Genomic DNA, 18,949 nt, shown 5'->3' with positions numbered 1-18,949 from the left:
GATCGTTTGAAAGTCCAACAAAGAAAGGAGCCTGAAAATGACGTCCATCACCTACAGACATGCTGGCAGGACGCAGGGTTCGTCTCTCTCTAACGGCAGCCACACGCCCCTCTTCTCTCGTGTTGCTGATCGCTGGCAACAGTGGCGCTCGCTGCGTGAGCTTGAGTCCCTGTCCGACGACGTGCGCAAGGATATGGGCTGGCCGGCCGCAAACGAGACCAAGGCCCCAAAGGCTACGCGATGATCGCAAGAGCCGGTAAATGGCAAAGGCGACGCTCAACTCCGACGAGTGTCGCCTTTTGAACATCCGCTCACTTCCGCGCGCATTCCACCATAAACTTGATAATTAGACACATATATATTTGATTATTCCGGCAGTTTGCTTGCCTTCCTCCCACCTCCCCTTTCCAGTGATGCATTTTTCAGAGTAAACGCAAATATCCCTTTGCGGCCGCGATTATCCATGCCAATGTCGCTAACAGACCATCCAGTCGACGTATTTGACGCAAGGAATACAGTATGGTCCTGGAGGATGGATTTTCACGATATGAGCAAGACTCCGATTAAGACGCGTTCCCTGGTTTTCTTCCTCGTTCCACACTTCACCATGCTGCCGTTTTCCGCTGCGGTAGAAACGCTGCGGATTGCCAATCGCATGCTGGGCTACCCTGCCTATACATGGCGGCTCGCCTCGACGGACGGTCAGAAGGTCTATTCTTCCAGCGGCATCGGGCTCGAGGTCAACTCGGCGCTTGCCGATGAGCGCCGCTACCTCGGCGGCGAGAACCGCCCGAATATGGTGCTGGTCTGCTCAGGCATCTATGTCGAGGAGTTCCAGAACAAGTCAGTCAATGCCTGGCTGCGGGAAACCTACAATCGCGGCGTCGCCGTCGGCAGCCTCTGTACGGGCGCACATGTGCTTGCCCAAGCGGGTCTGCTGAACGGCAAGCGCTGCGCGATCCACTGGGAAAACCTGCCCGGCTTCTCCGAAACCTTCCCTCAGGCCGAAGTCTATGCGGATCTCTACGAGGTCGACAGCAATCTCTACACCTGCGCCGGCGGCACCGCCTCGCTCGACATGATGCTGAACCTGATCGGCCAGGATTTCGGCGAGAACCTTGTCAACCGGGTTTGCGAGCAGCAGCTGACCGACCGCGTCCGCAGTCCGCACGATCGCCAGCGCCTGCCGCTGCGCGCCCGCCTCGGCGTGCAGAACGCCAAGGTTCTCTCGATCATCGAACTGATGGAAAGCAACCTCGCCGAACCCTTGTCGCTGCTTGAAATCGCCGATGACGCAGGCCTGTCGCGCCGCCAGATCGAACGCCTTTTCCGTCAGGAGATGGGACGCTCCCCTGCTCGCTACTATCTCGAAATCCGGTTGGACCGTGCCCGGCACCTGCTCGTGCAGTCCTCCATGCCGGTCGTGGAAGTGGCCGTTGCCTGCGGCTTCGTCTCTGCCTCACACTTTTCCAAATGTTATCGCGAACTCTACAATCGCTCGCCGCAGCAGGAGCGCGCCGAACGCAAGCTGACCATGTCGACAAACCGGACCGGCGTCGTCGTCTGAAGACCCTCGATTGCGATCAGCAGCAATGCAGGCGGCTTACTCGGCCGCCTGTTCGGCCATCCGATAGTCTGAATAGACCTGATTGCGGCCATTGTGCTTGGCCATGTAGAGAAACTGGTCGGCAGCATTGAGATAATTGTCGAAAGATTCGTAGCCGACGATCTCGGCAACACCGATGGAAACGGTAACCGAAAGTTCCTCGTCGTCAGCGTGCACCTTCAAATTTGCAAGGCTGAGACGCACCTCGTCGCACAATGCCGTTGCCGCACGCGAATTCATCTCCGTGAAGAGAATCGAGAATTCCTCTCCACCGAGGCGGGACAGCAGGTTGCCGCTTCCTTCAAACAGAGACTGAAGCCGGCCCGCGACCGCCTTCAACACTTGGTCGCCGATCTCGTGACCATAGGTGTCGTTTAAATTCTTGAAGTGATCGATGTCGAGGATGGCGACCGAACTCGGGCGCTGGCGGCGCAAGCACTCGTTCACGAGCTTCGGCCCGTGGTCGTAGAAATAGCGCCGGTTATAGAGGCCCGTCAGATAATCGCTCGCGGCCGCTGCGCGCAATTGCTTCAATTGCGTCAGCGTCTCGACATTCAAGGCGATGCGGCACTGCAATTCTTCCGGAACATAGGGGCGATAGATGAAATCGCTGGCACCGGCTTTCAGGAATGTCGCAGACAGCAACCGATCGTTCGAGGAGGAAATGCCGATAATACGCATTCGATCCGACCCATGGCGGTGGCGGATGCGCCGGGTCAGCTCGTGCCCATTCATATCAGGCATGTTGTAGTCGGTTACGACAACTTCGATGTCGTCGAATTGTTCGAGCATCGCCAGCGCTTCGACGCCGGTGCAGGCTTCGGCCACCTTGAACTGCTGGGCCTGCAGCAGATCCGTCAGCATCTTGCGAGCCGATGGCAGATCATCCACAACCAGAACGCGCGTCGAACGGTTGGCTATGGCGCGCCGCACGGCCGAGACCAGATTGTCTAGCGCGAATTCGCTATCTTTCAGCACATAGTCGACGACACTGCGCTCCATGATGCGATTGCGTGTTGCGATGTCGAATGACGCGGTGAAGACAATTGTCGGAATATCATGGGCGACGGCGACATCGAGGGCTTCGCCGTGCGCGGCATCCGGCAGGTTGAGGTCGATTACCGCCATGGTGAAGTCGCTTCCGACAGACTCCAGCGTCTCATTGAGTATCTTCAACGAGGAGCAATGGGTGACGGCGAAGCCAAGCTCGGTTTCGAACCGATGCGAGAGGACGGCGGAAAACATGCGCGAGTCCTCCACCAGAAGTATCTTCTGGCTGCTATGGCGACGGCTTACGCCATCGCCGAGGGATCTCGCATGCAATACCATTTCCCTTCAATTCCTCCCATGCCTTCCGGCACACACGAATATTCAGTCAATCGCAGGTCTGCCAAACCATCTTCCACGTATCCTGAACAGGATTCGTGAAAAAATTGGAACCACCGATTGCAGACTTTCACATAAAAATGAATCTTCCTCACATTTTGTCGGAGCAATTTCGCCTGGAACGGCTTGCGTCAGGCGGATTCGGTGACCCGACGGGCGAGCTGGATCTGCGATAACGTGTCCAGGTTTTGATTCACGCGGCAGTAGAATTCCTCATCAATAAACGGCCGCAGAATGAAATCATTGCCGCCTGCCTTCAGGAAACGCGCAGAGAGCAGGCGATTGTTGGACGAGGAAACACCAATGATGCGCAGCTCATGGGAACCGGTCGTCGCACGAATACGCCGCGTCAGGTCGAAGCCGTCCATGTCGGGCATGTTGTAGTCGGTGACCATCAGGCCGATATCAGGATTGCTCTTCAGCAGTTCCAAGGCCTTGGCGCCGCTTTCAGCAACGCTGACACGGAAATTGTAGCGCTTCAGCCGGCTGGAGAGCAGAGCACGCGCCGTCGCGCTATCGTCGACGATGAGGACGTGATGGCGATGATTGGTGAGAAAGCGGCAGATCGACTCCGCGAGCATATCGACGGCGAAAACGTTGTCCTTCAGGATGTAGTCGACCACATCCTTGGCGATCAGTTCGTCACGCGTGCCTTCCAGGAAGGTGCCGGTGAAGGCGATCGTCGGGATGCTGAGATCGAGCAGATAGGTCAGCGCCTCGCCCTTTTCTGCACCCGGAAGGTTCATGTTGGAGATCGCCAGCTTGATCGGCTCCGACGACTTGTCGTAGGCAAGTTGCAGCTCATCGAAATTGCGGCAACTCTCGACATCGATATCCAGAAGCTCCTTCAGCTTGGCACTGATCATCGACGTAAAGAGATTGGAATCCTCAACGAGAAGAATACGCGAGCCCGCAAGCGACGCGCCGGAATATTGCATCCCCGAAACACCCAGAAATGGCATAGTAAAAAACCTGTTTGAAAATTACCCCTCTATAGTTTTTCTAGAACGAAAGTCTTTGAGTATTTATTAAGTTGCCTCGCGTCCCAACGATGAAGGAAGCGGGCCGTCGTTTGCGCGCAATTCTTCAGGCAGGCGCCCTGGCCGGCCGCCAGCACCTGCGGACCTGCAGGATCTCACTCAGTCCTGGCAAATGCCGAAGCGGCTTCAATCCGGCGGCGTTATCCCGAGGTGAGTTCGATTATTCGGCCGCCGATCGTCCGCGCCGACGGCCCGTGCTCTTCGCGTCGGGCACGCGGTCCTCGGCGGATGAGAGAATGCTCTCGGCCGCATCGCTCTCTCCTTCGGGACCATCGGCCGAATCCGTCAGCTTCTTGTCGCCGACATCGGTCCGCCGGCCACGCGCGCTATCGCGAACGATGTGCAATTCCTGATGCGGATAGGGAATGGAGATCCCCTCCTCGCGGAACCGCTTCAGGATCTCGATGCGGAGATTGTTGCGGGTCTCCATGCCGTCGGAAAGATCCGAGAGATAGAAGCGCATCTCGAAATCGAGCGATGAAGGGCCGAAACGCAGAAATTCTACGTGCGGCTCCGGATTTCTCAGAACCTTCGGAACGCCGCGCACGAGCTCCAGCAGGATCTCCATGACCTTGCGCGGATCGGAATCGAAGCTGACGGAGACCGGAATTTCCGAGCGTGCAAGCCGGTTGCGATGCGTCCAGTTACCCACGGAGGCATTGATGAGCTCGGAATTCGGCACGATGATCGACTGCTTGCGGAAAGTCTCGATCTCGGTCGCGCGAACCGAGATACGCTTGACGATGCCTTCCGATGTGCCTGACACGATCCAGTCACCGACCTTGAATGGACGCTCGACCAGAAGGATCAGGCCGGAGACGAAGTTCGACACGATGTTCTGCAGACCGAAACCGATACCGACCGACAGGGCGCTGGCGACGAGCGCAAGGCTCGACAGATCGATACCTGCGGCCGAAATGGAGATGATCGCGGCAACTGCGATGCCGAGATAGCCGATACCGGTCTTGACCGAATTGCGGACGCCGAGATCCACCTGCCCGCGCGCCATGACATTGCTATCGAGCCAGCGCTGGAACCAGCGCGTGACAAGATAACCGCCGGCAAAAAGCAGGATGCCGACGCAGATGCCGAGCAGCGAGATCGATATGTTGCCGATCTTTATCTCGGTGAAGAGCCTGTAGGCGAAAAGTTCCAGATCCTGGATATGGAAACCCCATGACAGCAGGATCAGCGGAATGCCCGTCAGCAGTGCGACGGCATAGGTCGCAAGTCCTGCCACGAGGCCGCCCTGATCGAGCGCCACTTCGCCGAGCTTGAGGCGGCTTTCCAGGAACCGACCGATGATGGTCTCGGCAAAGACGCCCTGCTTGGACACGGCCTTGCCGAGCTGGATGCCGAGATACATGGTGGCGATGACGGCGCTCGTCACGATCATCTGCGTTGCCATGAAACGGGCAAGACCGACATAACCGATGAACGAGGTGAAGATGACCAATATGCCGAGGCCGCGAAGAATGATGGCCATGCCATGCGGCCACCGGCGGCCCGGCGCATCGGGATCGCCGTTCTTGGCCAGCATCGGTGAACCGAAGGAAGCTGTGATGAGGATCACTCCGATCAGCATAGCCGCAAAGAAGCTCTTCGCCACAGTGACGACGACCGGAGATCCCATCGACTCGCTGATGCGGTCGAAGACATAATCCAGCCCGTTGACCACGGCCATGGCCTGCAGGCACCAGGTCAGCGAGTAAGCGCCCTTGTTCGACAGCTTCACCAGGCGCCAATGCGGCCTGAATGGTGCAAAGACGGCATTGCTCAGGCGTCCGACGAAATAGACGAGGCCGATGAAGCCGAAGAGCGCCGCCAGTATCGGAGCGATGTCCGGCCGCAGCACGTTGAAATTCGAAAGGAAGAAGAAGGAGGTGACGAGAAAGGCCGCCAGCGACATGGTGCGGATCAGGGTCGACCAAAAGGCGACGGAGAGCCGGCTGATGTAGGGCGGGCTCTCGACGGCCTCATCCTGTACATAGTAGCGCCGGAACAACCGATAGCCACCCACCAGGAAGATGAGCGCGGCGCCCATCGACAGCAAGACGGCGGCAAGGAGCGAACCGAGCTTGGCCTTCAGTACAAAACCGATCCAGCTCATGATGGCATCGCGGAAACTGACGCTCTCTTCGATCAGCGCCGATCCTGCATCCTGCAGTGTGCCCGCTGAAATTTCCGTGCGCCTCAGCAATGTCTCGGCGAACAGCTTTCGGCGTTTTTCCACCAGCTGCATGGATATCCGATTGGTCTCTGCGGTGAGATTGTCGGCATCGAGCATCAGGGCGCTGATTTGCGAACGCTCGGCATTCAGCCGATCACGCTCCTGGGTGACGATCACGGCTTCGGGCGGTTGGCCTTCCTTGGGCACGGGACCAAGCTGCGTCAGGCGTGCATCGATCTCGGCTGTACGAGGCTTCAGCTTTGCCGAAACTGCTGCGATCGAGCGCCCGAGCTCGTCTGCACGGCCGGAAAGCGCCACCAGCGTCTCGTCGTCGCCGCCCGGCTGCTTTGCGTTGTCATGCAGCGACGCGTATTCTTTCCTTGCCTTGTTGAGATCGGTGACGGCGGCGTCCAGCAGCCCGTTGGCGAGTGGCTGGAGCTGCTGTTGGGCCGGCTGCGGCGATGGTGCGTCTGCCGGTGCTTCTACCTCTATCGGCTGCTGATCCTGTGCGAAGGCATCCGCGCTCCCCAGCGGAAAGACAGCCACAGCGGCGCTCAATCCCAGCAGCAAGACGGGCAGCAGAAGAAGGCGGAAATTCAACAGGCGCAAGCAAAGCTCCTCGTCGCACGTGACGTCACGGGTAATGGATGACCAGAAACGCCACATAGAAGGAAGAATCGAGTCGTTTCCATCGTGGTTGCGAATTTCATAGCCTTTGCGCGTACGCCTTGTAAGACAAAGAAAGGCGACACAAAGGCATTCCGGCGATTATGAAGCATCTGGCCGCACCGATCGCAAGATCGTGTCTCATGCAGCTCGTTGCTTGCTCGAAATAGGCTGAAGAAGGCGCACGGCAATAGGTAGTTTCGCGTGCATCCTCTTGCGATTGGGAAAGAGGCAAAGCCACTCCACCAACCAGCATCGGCCAAAACTAAAACCACACGCTCCACGCTGCGTCCTACGATACGACCCAACCGAACGCTCCGGGCGCGCCCGTCCTTTCGGCGGTTAGCAGGCGTCGCCGATAGGTTCGTCGCGACATGGAGAAAACGGCTTACACCGCCTTGCACTGCGGATGAAATCGCGCTGCCATACTCTCTGCAGCAGCATAGGCCTGCGTGACGATTTCGGGCACCAGGTCGATGTCCGGGAGGCTCCCGAGGCCTAAAGGACCGATGGCAAAGAGCGCGCCCGCCGTGTTGCCATCTACCGCCAGCGCTCCAGTCGCCTCGACCGCCAGACCAAGGCCGAGCTCGTCCGGCACCGCCAGTCCCGCATCGATAAGACTGCGCAGCAAGGAGGCATTCAGATTCGGCGCCTGGCACCGACAGTCGATGACATCATCCGCGTAGAGCTGCTCGGTATCCTGTCTTCCCGCTGGCCTCAGCACCAATCCGGTCGGCGTCCGGCGAATCAGGTGTCCGCGCCGCAGCAAGGTATTGCCCTCGGCCAGCTCCTGCTTCAGGCGAACATGCAGCGCCTCCGGCAATCGATTGCGGTGGCTGTCATACAGCGCCCGCAAATGACGATTGAACTGCTGCTTTTGTCCGGCGGGCAGAGAGCGCCAGAGGGAGCGTGCGTGCTTGCGGAAGCCGTTCATGATCGATTGCCAGTTCTGACCATCGGCCTCGGCTGCCTCGCAAGCCCTGCGAATGAAACGGACGATCTCGCTCAACCGATTGGGTAGCTCATCGGCGGGAAACGCAGGATCGGCATTGCTGCGCGTATGGCTTTGCGGCAAGAAACCGCGCCTCGAGACGATGGTGATCTGGCCGGCATAGCCATTGTCGCGCATCTGCAGCAACCGGTCCACGACCCGCAGGCCGCTGCCAAGTAGGATCGTGTGCGGCCGAGAGACCAGACGACGTGCGCGCACCGTTGTCGGAATGCTAGCTAGGTCACCGTCCTGCGCTTCCTGATCGGCCATACCGTAGCCGGTTGCAAACACGACCATGTCGAACGGAGCATTGACCGCACCATCGCTTTCGACAACAAAGCGTTCACCTCGGATACGGCGCAGCCCGAAAACCATGTCGCTGCTGACCTGCACGGTCACATCGCGCCGCGAAGAAAAGGCTTCCGAAAAGCGCTGATAGACATAATCGCTGAAAATGCTCTTCGGCACGAAGATTTGCAGAAAGCCCGGTATTGCGGCCGGAACGGCACTGCGGAAGGGCGCATTTCCGCAAAGCCACTGATTGAAATCATCGGGATCGCCAACGGAAACGGAAAGATCGCGAACGCGGCTGTTGAGGATTTCGCTGCTGTGACCGGATGCCAGCGCCTGACCGCCGCTGACGCTGGAGTTCGGATCGAAAAGCTGAAGATGAAACGGAAAGCGAACCGTCTTCATCAGCGCAATCGCCATCATCATGCCGGAAAAGCCGCGGCCGATCACGGCGATACGGGGAATCGCATAGGCCCGGCTCGCCGCATTCGCCTTGGCGGAAAAAAATCCCTGAACCGTCATATCAACTCCTGGAGCAAGAGGTGGTCGATCATGCTTCTTCTGGGTTTACTCGGTTTCGCGACCGATTACTGTCTGCGAGACATCAGAGCCCGTCGCCTTACGCCTGCCAGCCAACGCGCTACAGCCCGCGGAACGCACAAAACGCATCGGCTCTCAAAATTCGGCGCATCCGCTTAAATTCGGGTTTCAAGCCCCGTTTCCGGAGGGACGCGACACGCGGGTCCAACTCTGATCTTAAACCAGATGCCCGCAATCGGCTGCACGCATGACGACCAATACAAAGGGTCAGGGCAGCAGGATTATTGCAATTGTCTACTTATTTAGTCGTATATGAAAGCGCGAAAAGGCGCCGCAAGCAAGTGCTTTCTTGTCGGCAGGGCAATCTCAGCGGATCAGGCGGACGCGGTGATTGCGCGAGAGACGCGTTGTGGCTGCGTGCCTTTCGGCGCTCTACGACCGGGCGCATCGGTAAGGGAAGAGAATAGCTGGTAGCCCTCCCGCCACTGTCCAAACCCGCTTTCGATATTGATATGCCCGGCATGTCCAAGATCGTGCAGCTCCGCCCCCCCAAAGCGCCGCATACCGGCGAAGCCTGATGAAATCCATGTAGCGATCGTCGCGGCTACCGACCACAAAAGTCCTGAAAGGCGAGCGATCTGTCGGCATCTCACCGAAATCGATGACGCCAGGATGCAGCCGCTCGGTCCGCTCCAGATCGCAAGGTGCGACAAGGAAGGCGCCTCTTACATGCCGCGCTGCCGGACGGGTGGCGATATGAGCCGCCAGCAGGCATCCGAGGCTATGTGCAACCAGCCAGGCATCCCCCACCCTCTCAAGTTCGCCTTCGAGCGACTGCAGCCATTCATGCAGCGCCGGCCTCGACCAGGAGGCCTGCCGCACGATGGTCGAAGACGCATTGTCACGCGCCCAATGGCGTTGCCAATGGCCTTCTGCAGAGCCGTTCAAACCGGGAAGAATCAAGGTCGCGCCCATGGCAATCTCCTGCCTGCAAGTGCCCGCCTGAGCCGACGGCACGCTTACAATTTTCCATTTGATCCCTATTATGCTCAACGGCACGGCGCGAATAAGCAAAGAAAATCCATTGTATACGACGTCTATAGAAATTAAGATCTTACTGATTTGCCCTGCCTGAAACACCGATTTGGCAACGGCCGATGGAGTGATGAATGGGGACTGTTTCGCAGTTGCACGAACGCGTCAGGCAACCCGCGCATCGCATTCAAAGCGAAGAGGAAGCGCTCGATATCGCACGGTCGTTAGCGGCCGGTTTCGCGCAGCAGGCAAGCGATCGCGACATCAACCGCGTCCTGCCCTACGATGAAATCGAAATGCTCTCCCAATCCGGCCTGCTTGGCATTTCCGTGCCGTCGGAACATGGGGGCATCGATATCTCCAACTCCGTCCTGACCGAGGTCGTCGCAGTCCTGGCGGAAGCCGACCCTTCCATCGCACAGATCGCGCAGGCACATTTTCACGTGCTGGAGGCCGTGCGGATCGGCGGCAGCGACGAGCAGAAGGCGTCCCATTTCGAAAGAGCCATCATCGGCGACCGCTTCAGCGGCGTGTTTGAGCAGATCGATGTCAAAGGGCCGGAGCAAGACGATCTCCGGCTGACCCAGGTAGGTCTCGGCTACCGCCTGAATGGCCGCAGCTTTCATTCACCCAGCATCCTGTTTTCCGATTGGATCGCCATCTTCGTCCGCGACGAGCGCGATGGTGTCTTCGTCTCGGTCCTTCCGAGGAGCGCTGATGGCATCCAAATCATCGACGACTGGGATGGCTTTGGCCAGCGCACCTCCGGAAACGGAACGACCATCCTGCACAACGTCTATCTCAATGCCGGTGCCGTACTCGCACATAGCGAAAAATTCAGAGAGCGCAACGTCATCGATGCAGTGGATCAGCTTACCCATGCCGGTATCAATCTCGGCATTGCCCGATCGGCCATGGCGGCCACAATCGACTTTATCAGTTCACATGACAATCCAGGGGCAGACGGAGACGCGAAACGGACTGTCAGCGACCCGGTGATCGTTGCCAGGATAGGCGAAATCGCCGTTCGCATCGAAGCCGCAACCGCCGTGGTGGAGCGTGCCGGCAGCAAGATCGATGCCGCCCAGATCAATCTTACCGAAGCTCATGTGATAGACGCCGCACTCTCCGTCGCAGCCGCGCAGACGATGACGGCCGAAATCGCGATGGAAACGGCTAATACGCTGTTCGACCTGGCCGGCGCTTCGGCGGCGCGCATCGGCCTCAATCTCGACCGTCACTGGCGCAATGCCCGCATTCATACGCTGTACGACCCAGCGCGACGGAAATACACAATGGTCGGAGATTATCACCTGAACGGCATCAAGCCGCCGATGCGCTGAACGCTCCGGTCCTCGACGGCGTGCCGAACCACTCAACCGATGTGTGAGGTACGGAAGTCTTCCTGCTCCTGGATCTCGATCCCCTGGCCACCGCCGGCAACGAACTGCTCCAGCGTCATGTTGTCGAGAATTTCGGCAATGGCATCGCGGACTTCCGTCATCGAGCGCCGCACCTGACAGCGCTCGGGATCGGAACAGTCGTCGCAGGCTTCGTAGGCCGTGCGGCTGGCGCAGCGGATCGGCGCAAGCGGGCCGTCCAGCGTGCGAATGACGTGGCCGATACGAATATCCGCTGCGGGACGGGACAGAGAATAGCCTCCACCCGGTCCCTTCTTCGAGCGAAGCACACCGGCGTTGCGCAGTTCAAGCAGGATAGTGTCGAGGAACTTCTTCGGAATGTTGTTGCGCTGCGCGATATCGTTGATGAACGCGGTTTCGCCGGGCGCCAGGCGCGCCAGATCCACCAGCGCCTTCAATCCGTATTTTCCTTTTTTCGTAAGCATCGCTATCCGCTTTACTGCAAAGTCGATTGTTGGAAGCCCGGCTTGGTTCAAGAGAGACTCAAGCGGCCGATCTTGTCATCATGGATTGCGGACGTAACCCTGCCATCCCGGACGAGCAAGATAGTAACTCACAAATTGTATAGTTTATATGAGTAAATTTAGGCAGATGTATCGTCTAAGCAACGATTTTGCGGCTTTTCTTGGATTTGCAGCATGTTCAGCCAAAATATGCGGCAGTTTTGCGATAATGACGTACGAGACATCCAAAGTTCAAACATCACCAGGCCGACGAGATCAGGAATGGCCATGGGCCTCGTCAGGCAGCGCTACTGGCCCGATGTGCCTTGCTATACTCATTCTCCCGCTCCGCAATTGACGCCGCCACCTGTTCGGCAACGAAAACCGCATGTTCGACAACTTCGGGCAATCCCATGAGTTCGCCGAAAGTCCCGCGGGCCAGCGGCCCCGATATGAACAAGGAAGGTACGATTGCGCCAGTCTCATCCAGTGCCCGTGATTGAGGGTCGCAGGCAAGCCCGAGGCCCGTGGAATCCATCGCTAGACACCCTGCGTCCGCCAGCGCCTCGATCCAGTCCTGCGAGTGTAGAATGCCGCGATGACCTGGGCCTGTCGTGACGACCACGGCATCAAATTGCCGTTCGATGCTCCGCTCGGAGCGACTGAGATGGAATCTGCAATCGACAACGCCGTCCGTCACCGCGACGCTGGCAACCGAGGCGGCAAGCACCTCGAGCCGGCCGCTCTCGATCGCCTCTTCGCTGACAGCCTCCACCTGTGGGGCAACGCGAAACCGGTGAACATCCCAGAATGGCCGCAAATGCCGCACGACGCGGCGACGCTCTTCGAGCGGAAGCGCCTGCCATAAATGCCGCCCCTGCGCCCGCACCTGATCGATGACGCCATGCCAGCTGCGCCCCTCGCCTTCAGCCTCCTTTATGGTGGCGCGCACACGCCGTAGCAGCGAAACCGCCGTTGTTGACGGATGATCGACGAAATCGCCGAAGAGATCCTGCTTCACATGTGGATGACCGCGTGAACGCAGCCCGCGACGGGATATGGCTGTGACAGGCCCCCTGTGCCCCCGCAGGTCAAGCGAGGCGATGACATCGGCCGACGTCAGACCATTGCCGACGACCAGCACACGATCATCGGCGCGAATGGCCGCGAGCGCATCCGGCCTGGTCGGATCCGGAACGAAGCGCGGATGGGCGGCGAGGACGTCCCTGAGCAAAGACGGCGGCAGCGGCGACGGATGGCTCGTCGCTATGATGAGAATATCGGCATCCAGACGCTGACCGGCCTCCCCGGTAATCGTCCACATGCCGCCGGACCGCTCGATGCGCTCGACGCCCTGTCTGACGTGAGCAAGGTGCCCACTCTCGACAAAAGGGCGTATCATGCTGTTGATATAATTGCCGAAAACAGCGCGGCGCGGAAACAGGCCACCATTGGCCGCAAGCGCGGCGCTGTCGTCGCCGACCGCATCATGCTCCTGTATCCACTTTTGAAAATGCTCGATGTCATCGGGAAGCAAGCTCATTCTGGCAGCCGGCACATTGATCCGATGCGCGGGATCGCGCGTGTCGTAAGCAAGTCCTGCCCCGAGGCGTTCGCGCGGCTCGAAGATGAACAGCTTGCCGGGATGCACTGACTGACGCTGCAGCAAATGAAACGCAACTGCCGCACCGGAAACCCCACCGCCGACAATGGCGATAACGGGTAGATCACGCGCCTGATGGTCAGAGCCAATGGTCAATGGCCAACTCCTTCCGGATTGATCGGCACTGAGCTACCGGCCCGCCGAACAATCGCAATTGCCTTACCCGACGAGGATATACTCTATAAATTTTATTGACAATACGATCCGGACGCGAGCGCTCGCGCAACTACAAACGATACCGGGAAACGAGGCCGATAAAGCTTTATAAACAAGTATTTAATTGTGCCCCGCACAACATTGTTTTTGCACCGCAGGATGTAAAAAACTTGGCACACAACGAATAAAAGAACATACTAATGATTGTTCTGATCCGTTTTCTCTTCGGGAGGAGAAACTCATGGAACTGCTTCGTCTACTCACCGCTTTCGACTATACATTGATACTGCTGCTGGTGGTCATCTTTGTATTTAGCGTGATGGAAGGCGACCACAGAAAACACTAAAGCGCGTCGCGATCTCTCAGACCCGCCATTTGAGTTTTAGGTTCATGATATCGCGCTTGTCGTTGTCGCAAGATCACTGTACCTTTTTGCGCGGCATGCGTTTGGCTGGCACGTCAAGGCGGTGACATTCGCTGTCGGCAGCGGCCCCACAGGTGAATGCGCACCGTGTCGTTAGCGCATATATCCGCAGGCCCAATCGACCGACGACGCCAGAGGCTCAGCGGCATCTATTCCGAGTGCAGCTGTGCCGACACCTCACGATGAAGATAAGCTGCTGCTTGCTGCGCTTCCTGTGGGCGGTCCGCCCAATCATCTCGTGATTTCCCCAGATAGGCATCGCGCGCTTGCGCAAGCGTTTCCGCGACATGATCCGGTAGCCGCGATATCGCCCAATCGGCAGCGGCGTCCTTTGAGACAAACTCGTTCGTGCTTGCCGTTCGCCACATGCGGGCAAGAGTGAGCAGCACATTTCGCTCGTCTCCATGTAAATTTTCCAGAAGCGCCGGCAATGCCTCGCGCATGGCAAGCCGAACCTGGTCGGAGGAAATTTCGGAAAGGATGGTATCAAGCTCAGGCCCAAGCAACGGTTGCGCCTGCTGCCGTGCCTGGGCCAGTATCAGAGTGTTTTCAGGATCGGCGTGAGCCTCAGGAATGCCGCCCGCCTCGAAATGCTCGCGCAACCATTCACCATAGACGAACTCGCTTCGCGCCGGAAAAGCCGGCTCGGAAAGGTCGGCCTTGAGAAACACCATGAACTCGATACAGCGCGGGCCGCCTGGGCTGGCCGGATGCGGGCCGGAAACCTCCATCAGTGCCGAAACCAATTCCACGCGCATCGCTTCGGTCATCGGTCGAGCGATGACTGTAAGCACGTCGACATCGCTCTGCGGCCGCAACCCATCCTTGACCGCCGAACCGTGCAAGTACATCGCAAGAAGATGATCCGCAAAGATCTCTTTCGCGATCGACATTGCCGACATCGCCTCGGCCGGAACCGTTCGGTTAGCGTTCCCCATCAACCCTCCGCTTTATGGTGGTGCTTTATAGCGAAGGAAATTCGCCTGCAAAATATTCAATCTTGCGGTGTCTCTCATTCTCCCAGACACCAGGTGGATACAACCCAGATAATTCGCCATACCCTCGAATAGATTTGCGATTATTTTCGTGCATGACTGCGTGAAACGATGCATTTCCCCTTCGCTCCCTATGTATTTTCCTCACAAGCCTCGCGCAAACAGCGCTTGAGACAATGCCCATTACAGATGAGACTCTGGACATGAGGAAATATAGTCATGGGATATGATTGGGACGGCGCCAAAACACGGCGAATACAGAAACTGAAATACGGGATCTCTCTATTCCTCTTCACGATATCCCTAGCCGCGCCAACGATCTTCTTCCTGCACTTCCACTGACGCCAAAAACTCCGCATCGACGCGACATCTGCGCCGGAGACAGATGTGCAGAGCGGTACCGCTCAAAATGCACGTAACCGGCCGGAGGGACGGATCACACGACCGGCGTGCTGGGTAAGGCGGGAGCGATCAGGTCAGCGGCAGCGCAGAGCCACTTAGAGCTCGCTTAACGTCGGCTGCTGAAGAAAAGCGTCGCAGCCAGAATAAGCACAGCCGGAACCCCGACGACACTGAAGAAAAGCGGTATCATCCAAATATCGCCATCTAGCCCGACGCATTTCTGAATAGGGCAACCAATCCGGGCGACAATGATCAGAACGAGAAACACCAGGGTGATGAGGCTTGCGACGATAACCGCGGCTATCTTCAAGAAATTGACCACAGCTTCCATCGTCAGGTCTGCCCCGCGCAGAGGAATGTTTCCGGCAATTTAGCCGGAGGCCGTTAAATCTCGTTTGTAACCGAAGCAATTATTGACCTCGATCGGCGCTGCAGCGTGGAGCCCTATGGCTGCATCAACCAAGCCGTCGATCCAGTGCATTATGGCGCAAGCGGATCGATTAAATCTGACCTGAGATACAATTAGCTTTGCGTAAGAGACCTGGACTGAGATTGAGCCGGCCGCTCTTAGAAACAGGAACGGAACGCGAATTGGAAACCATTTCCAATTCCTTGGAAACCGCGCAGCCGAAAACCCTTGAGACGTTTCAATTTATTCAACAATTTCAAGAGGTTTTTGGTGGGTGATGTAGGGCTCGAACCTACGACCCGCTGATTAAGAGTCAGCTGCTCTACCAACTGAGCTAATCACCCGTACCGCTTGCTGGCGGCGTGACCGGGCATATAAATAGGATCGGTTTGATTGTCCAGCGGCCAGATGAATTTTCTTTGATTATTTCTCAAAAAAATTTCGGCAGCCACGAAAAACCCTTTAAAATCAAAGCTCAAGAATTCCGGAGGCGATACGCACAGCTTGGCCGCCAATACGCGCATTGGTGATCTGACCGGCATCGATATCGAGATGAAGATGAATCAGTGAGGGTCGTCCCATCTCGATTCCCTGCTCGATGATCACGGGATGATGCCCATCCGGCAATCCGTCGAACTGATTGATGGCTCCGGAAAGCGCCGCGACCGCCGAGCCGGTCGCAGGGTCCTCGACAATGCCCATCCCGCAAGGAAACATCCGGGCATGAAACTTGGCAACATGATTGACGCCGCCGCGGCAATAGATGAAGGCGGAGGCAAGGGCGCCGTCGACGAAGGGCACCGTCTTTTCCCAAAGCTGCAGATCGAAATCCAGCCTCTCGGCAGCGCCGACATCATGCACCGGCACCAGGAGGAAGGGCACGCCGGCACTCCAGATGGACGGGACATGGTTCTCGAAACCGATCTCGGTGATCTTCAGACTGAGCGCATTGGCGATATCGGCCCTGTCGAGCGGCAAGGGAATCTGCTGTGATTTCCTCGGCAGATCGAACTCGGCAAAGCTCGCCTTGTTCTGGCGCAGCTTGATGGCGCAGCGAACGGGGCCGACGCGCTCGTCCAGCACGGAAACGAGGTCGAGATCGCCGCCATGGCTGGCATGAACCCTCTCCGCAAGCGCAACCGCCGTGCCGACCGTGGGATGGCCGGCGAAGGGCAGCTCGCGGCCCGGCGTGAATATTCTGAGGTTTGCGGTATGGGCAGGATTTTGCGGCGGCAAAACGAACACCGTCTCGGAGAGGTTCATCTCGCGCGCGATTGCCTGCATCGCCTCGTCGCTCAGACCCTCGGCGTCGAATATGATGGCAAGTGGGTTGCCCGCCAGCTTGCTGTCGGTGAACACATCATAAATACCGTATTCGCGCGCCAAACCTGCCTCCATTCACGCTTCCGCACTTAATTATTCATACCGGCAAGCGACTCCAGCGCAAGCCCAAGCTATTTATCCCCGCCGAAGTACCAGGCGAGGATTGGCAGCATCGCCGCGCTGTAGTGATGCGCGGACGGATCGGCCGAACGAATGGCGACAGCGCCGTCAACTTCGTCCTCTTCGGAAACCAGCATATGCGCTTCGATCCTCCGCAGCATATCCTCCGCCGTCCACGGGAAGCGGAAAATGCGAAAGAGAGTGACCGAACGGTTCAGATGCGTACCATAATAGCCGGGCTCGACCACGGCGTCATCGAGATCCAGGCCGGTCTCCTCCAACACCTCGCGACGCATATTGCCTTCGACATCGCAGTGCCCGTCGACGATATCGCTCTCGTCCATCGATCCGGCAGCGCAATAGACCTGACCTGGATTGGCCGTGTGCGGCGCCATGCGGATCGCAATCAATGCTCCGTCGGATGAAATCGCCACGGCAAAAGCAAAGAGGTGAAAGCCGCCCTGCGCCCTCTGCTTGCGCCACCACAGAAAGGTGGAAAACGGCGCGATATAGGCTTCGCCTTTCACCACGCCATCCCAGATCGACACATGATGCTGGAAGACCATGCGGCCGTCAAAAAGCGCCGGATTGGCATGAACCTCCCTCGCCCAATTCTCCCGCACCGCCGTCAGCTCGCGCAGATGAAACGGATGCTCGCCAGGCAATACGGCGAGATCGATGTGGGAAACCGGAAACACTGTGCCCTCGGGCGGCCAGCCGGCCATGTCGTTCTGTTCTGAAACGGTCATATCAAATCCAATGTCATGACGACGGGGCAATGGTCGGAGGCCTTCGGTCTGTCCCAGCCGACGCGCGGATAGCGCTCCACCTCCTGCCCCGCTGGGAATATGGTGCGGTAAGGCTGGCCCGAGCGGACGATATCGGGAACGCCTGACGCGTTGGCGCGCGCCAGAGCCGGCGACAGCCAGATGTAATCGAGCTGGCAGAGCCGTTGCTCCTGCGGCCCGCGGGCATGATAGAGCGTCCAGCGGTCGAGCTCGTCGCGCCGCCGCGTGACGTTCTCCGCGAAACCGTCATGGCTGAAAATGTCGAGCGCGCTTTCTTTGTCTTCCCTGCGCGGCTCGAAACGATAACCGGTATGGCGGGTGCCAATGACGTCTATCCACTCCTGATAGTCGTTCATGTCGCCGCAGATGGCGAAGTTCTTGGATGCCGTATGACCTGCGCCAAAGCGATCTTCGATGATGCGGCGAACTGCCATCGTCTCCGCGCGACGGATCGGCATGGTCGCATGGCGCCCGTCCATTCCTTCCCGAGCAGGCCCCATCGATTTCAGATGGACCACATAGAGAGAAAACGGCACACCACCGATATGGAGATGCAGCTCGAGGCAATCGCGCTTGAAGATCTTGTCTTCCGCGTGGTGGCCAAGCTCGGCCAGTTCGTCGTTGAAAAGACCGAAGTCGTCGTAAGTCACCATGGCGTGACTTTTTATATCGTTGAGCACGATGGGCTGACCATCGCGCGTCTGCTCACGCATCATCACGGCAACATCGATGCCGCGGCTGTCATTGCCCTCGATCAGGTATTTTTGGCGATAGCCATTGCCGACCATGCGATAGAGATAGCCATATTCGAAGGCCTGCAGCGCCGCCATGTTGTCGACTTCCTGCAGGCAGATGATGTCGGCGTCCGCATCGGCAATCGCAAGCGCCGTCATCTGCCGGGTGTCGTCGGTCGCGGCAACCACGCGCGCCGCTTCCAGCTGCTGATAGACTTCCTCGTTGCGGACATCGAATAGCTGCAACACGCGATCCTGGCGCAGCTGGTTGCGAAAACCGGTATAGTCGAAACGGGTCAAAAGGTTTTCGACGTTGAATGTCGCAAGGCGCAGAGACATGAAGCAT

The 18,949-nt window shown here is 58.1% G+C and carries 14 protein-coding genes, 1 tRNA gene and 1 pseudogene; 3 read left to right on the top strand and 13 right to left on the bottom strand.

What is annotated here, in order from left to right:
* Positions 1–37 precede the first annotated feature (37 nt).
* A complete protein-coding gene (locus GGD46_RS11505) occupies positions 38–244 on the top strand; it encodes a hypothetical protein (protein ID WP_184703904.1) in 207 nt (68 codons plus the stop codon).
* A 303-nt stretch (positions 245–547) separates the two neighbouring features.
* A complete protein-coding gene (locus GGD46_RS11500; protein WP_409527678.1) occupies positions 548–1,567 on the top strand; it encodes a GlxA family transcriptional regulator in 1,020 nt (339 codons plus the stop codon).
* A 36-nt stretch (positions 1,568–1,603) separates the two neighbouring features.
* Here the strand turns inward: GGD46_RS11500 and GGD46_RS11495 are convergent, their stop codons facing one another.
* The 5 genes and pseudogenes from GGD46_RS11495 to GGD46_RS11475 form a co-directional block, all read right to left on the bottom strand.
* Positions 1,604–2,935 (bottom strand): diguanylate cyclase, encoded by a 1,332-nt coding sequence (locus tag GGD46_RS11495; RefSeq protein WP_184703902.1) that lies wholly within the window; start codon positions 2,933–2,935, stop codon positions 1,604–1,606.
* A 188-nt stretch (positions 2,936–3,123) separates the two neighbouring features.
* Positions 3,124–3,954, bottom strand: a complete 831-nt coding sequence (locus GGD46_RS11490; RefSeq protein ID WP_184703901.1) for a response regulator — start codon at positions 3,952–3,954, stop codon at positions 3,124–3,126.
* A gap of 238 nt (positions 3,955–4,192) precedes the next feature.
* Positions 4,193–6,802, bottom strand: coding sequence for a mechanosensitive ion channel family protein (locus GGD46_RS11485; protein WP_184704254.1), 2,610 nt, complete (start codon positions 6,800–6,802; stop codon positions 4,193–4,195).
* A gap of 454 nt (positions 6,803–7,256) precedes the next feature.
* Positions 7,257–8,672 (bottom strand): FAD/NAD(P)-binding protein, encoded by a 1,416-nt coding sequence (locus GGD46_RS11480; RefSeq protein ID WP_184703900.1) that lies wholly within the window; start codon positions 8,670–8,672, stop codon positions 7,257–7,259.
* Between the two features lie 392 nt (positions 8,673–9,064).
* Positions 9,065–9,665: pseudogene (locus GGD46_RS11475) on the bottom strand (RBBP9/YdeN family alpha/beta hydrolase).
* A gap of 194 nt (positions 9,666–9,859) precedes the next feature.
* On the opposite strand from GGD46_RS11475, the gene GGD46_RS11470 reads away from it, so the two are divergent.
* Positions 9,860–11,068, top strand: a complete 1,209-nt coding sequence (locus tag GGD46_RS11470) for an SfnB family sulfur acquisition oxidoreductase (RefSeq protein ID WP_184703899.1) — start codon at positions 9,860–9,862, stop codon at positions 11,066–11,068.
* Positions 11,069–11,100: 32 nt separating this feature from the next.
* On the opposite strand, the gene GGD46_RS11465 is transcribed toward GGD46_RS11470, so the two are convergent.
* From GGD46_RS11465 to GGD46_RS11430, 8 genes are all read right to left on the bottom strand, one after another.
* A complete protein-coding gene (locus GGD46_RS11465) occupies positions 11,101–11,571 on the bottom strand; it encodes an RrF2 family transcriptional regulator (RefSeq protein ID WP_184703898.1) in 471 nt (156 codons plus the stop codon).
* Positions 11,572–11,887: 316 nt separating this feature from the next.
* A complete protein-coding gene (locus GGD46_RS11460; RefSeq protein ID WP_184703897.1) occupies positions 11,888–13,348 on the bottom strand; it encodes an FAD/NAD(P)-binding protein in 1,461 nt (486 codons plus the stop codon).
* Between the two features lie 633 nt (positions 13,349–13,981).
* Complete coding sequence (locus tag GGD46_RS11455; RefSeq protein WP_246806274.1) at positions 13,982–14,725, bottom strand: aminoglycoside adenylyltransferase domain-containing protein; 744 nt, start codon at positions 14,723–14,725, stop codon at positions 13,982–13,984.
* Positions 14,726–15,335: 610 nt separating this feature from the next.
* Entirely contained in the window at positions 15,336–15,560 is a 225-nt protein-coding gene (locus tag GGD46_RS11450; protein ID WP_184703895.1) for a hypothetical protein, read from the bottom strand.
* A 346-nt stretch (positions 15,561–15,906) separates the two neighbouring features.
* Positions 15,907–15,982 (bottom strand) — tRNA-Lys (locus GGD46_RS11445).
* 124 nt (positions 15,983–16,106) lie between these two features.
* Complete coding sequence (locus GGD46_RS11440) at positions 16,107–17,024, bottom strand: PhzF family phenazine biosynthesis protein (RefSeq protein WP_184704252.1); 918 nt, start codon at positions 17,022–17,024, stop codon at positions 16,107–16,109.
* 68 nt (positions 17,025–17,092) lie between these two features.
* Positions 17,093–17,830, bottom strand: coding sequence for an NUDIX hydrolase (locus GGD46_RS11435; protein ID WP_184703894.1), 738 nt, complete (start codon positions 17,828–17,830; stop codon positions 17,093–17,095).
* Positions 17,827–18,942, bottom strand: coding sequence for an endonuclease/exonuclease/phosphatase family protein (locus GGD46_RS11430; protein WP_184703893.1), 1,116 nt, complete (start codon positions 18,940–18,942; stop codon positions 17,827–17,829). Before GGD46_RS11430 ends, GGD46_RS11435 begins: the two co-directional genes overlap by 4 nt.
* Positions 18,943–18,949: the final 7 nt, after the last annotated feature.

This window comes from Martinezella lusitana (assembly GCF_014207095.1).
GTDB classification, from domain to species: Bacteria; Pseudomonadota; Alphaproteobacteria; order Rhizobiales; family Rhizobiaceae; genus Rhizobium; species Rhizobium lusitanum_B.
The sequence above is the reverse complement of the archived record's forward strand: the minus strand, read 5'-3'. Positions and strand labels throughout refer to the sequence as shown.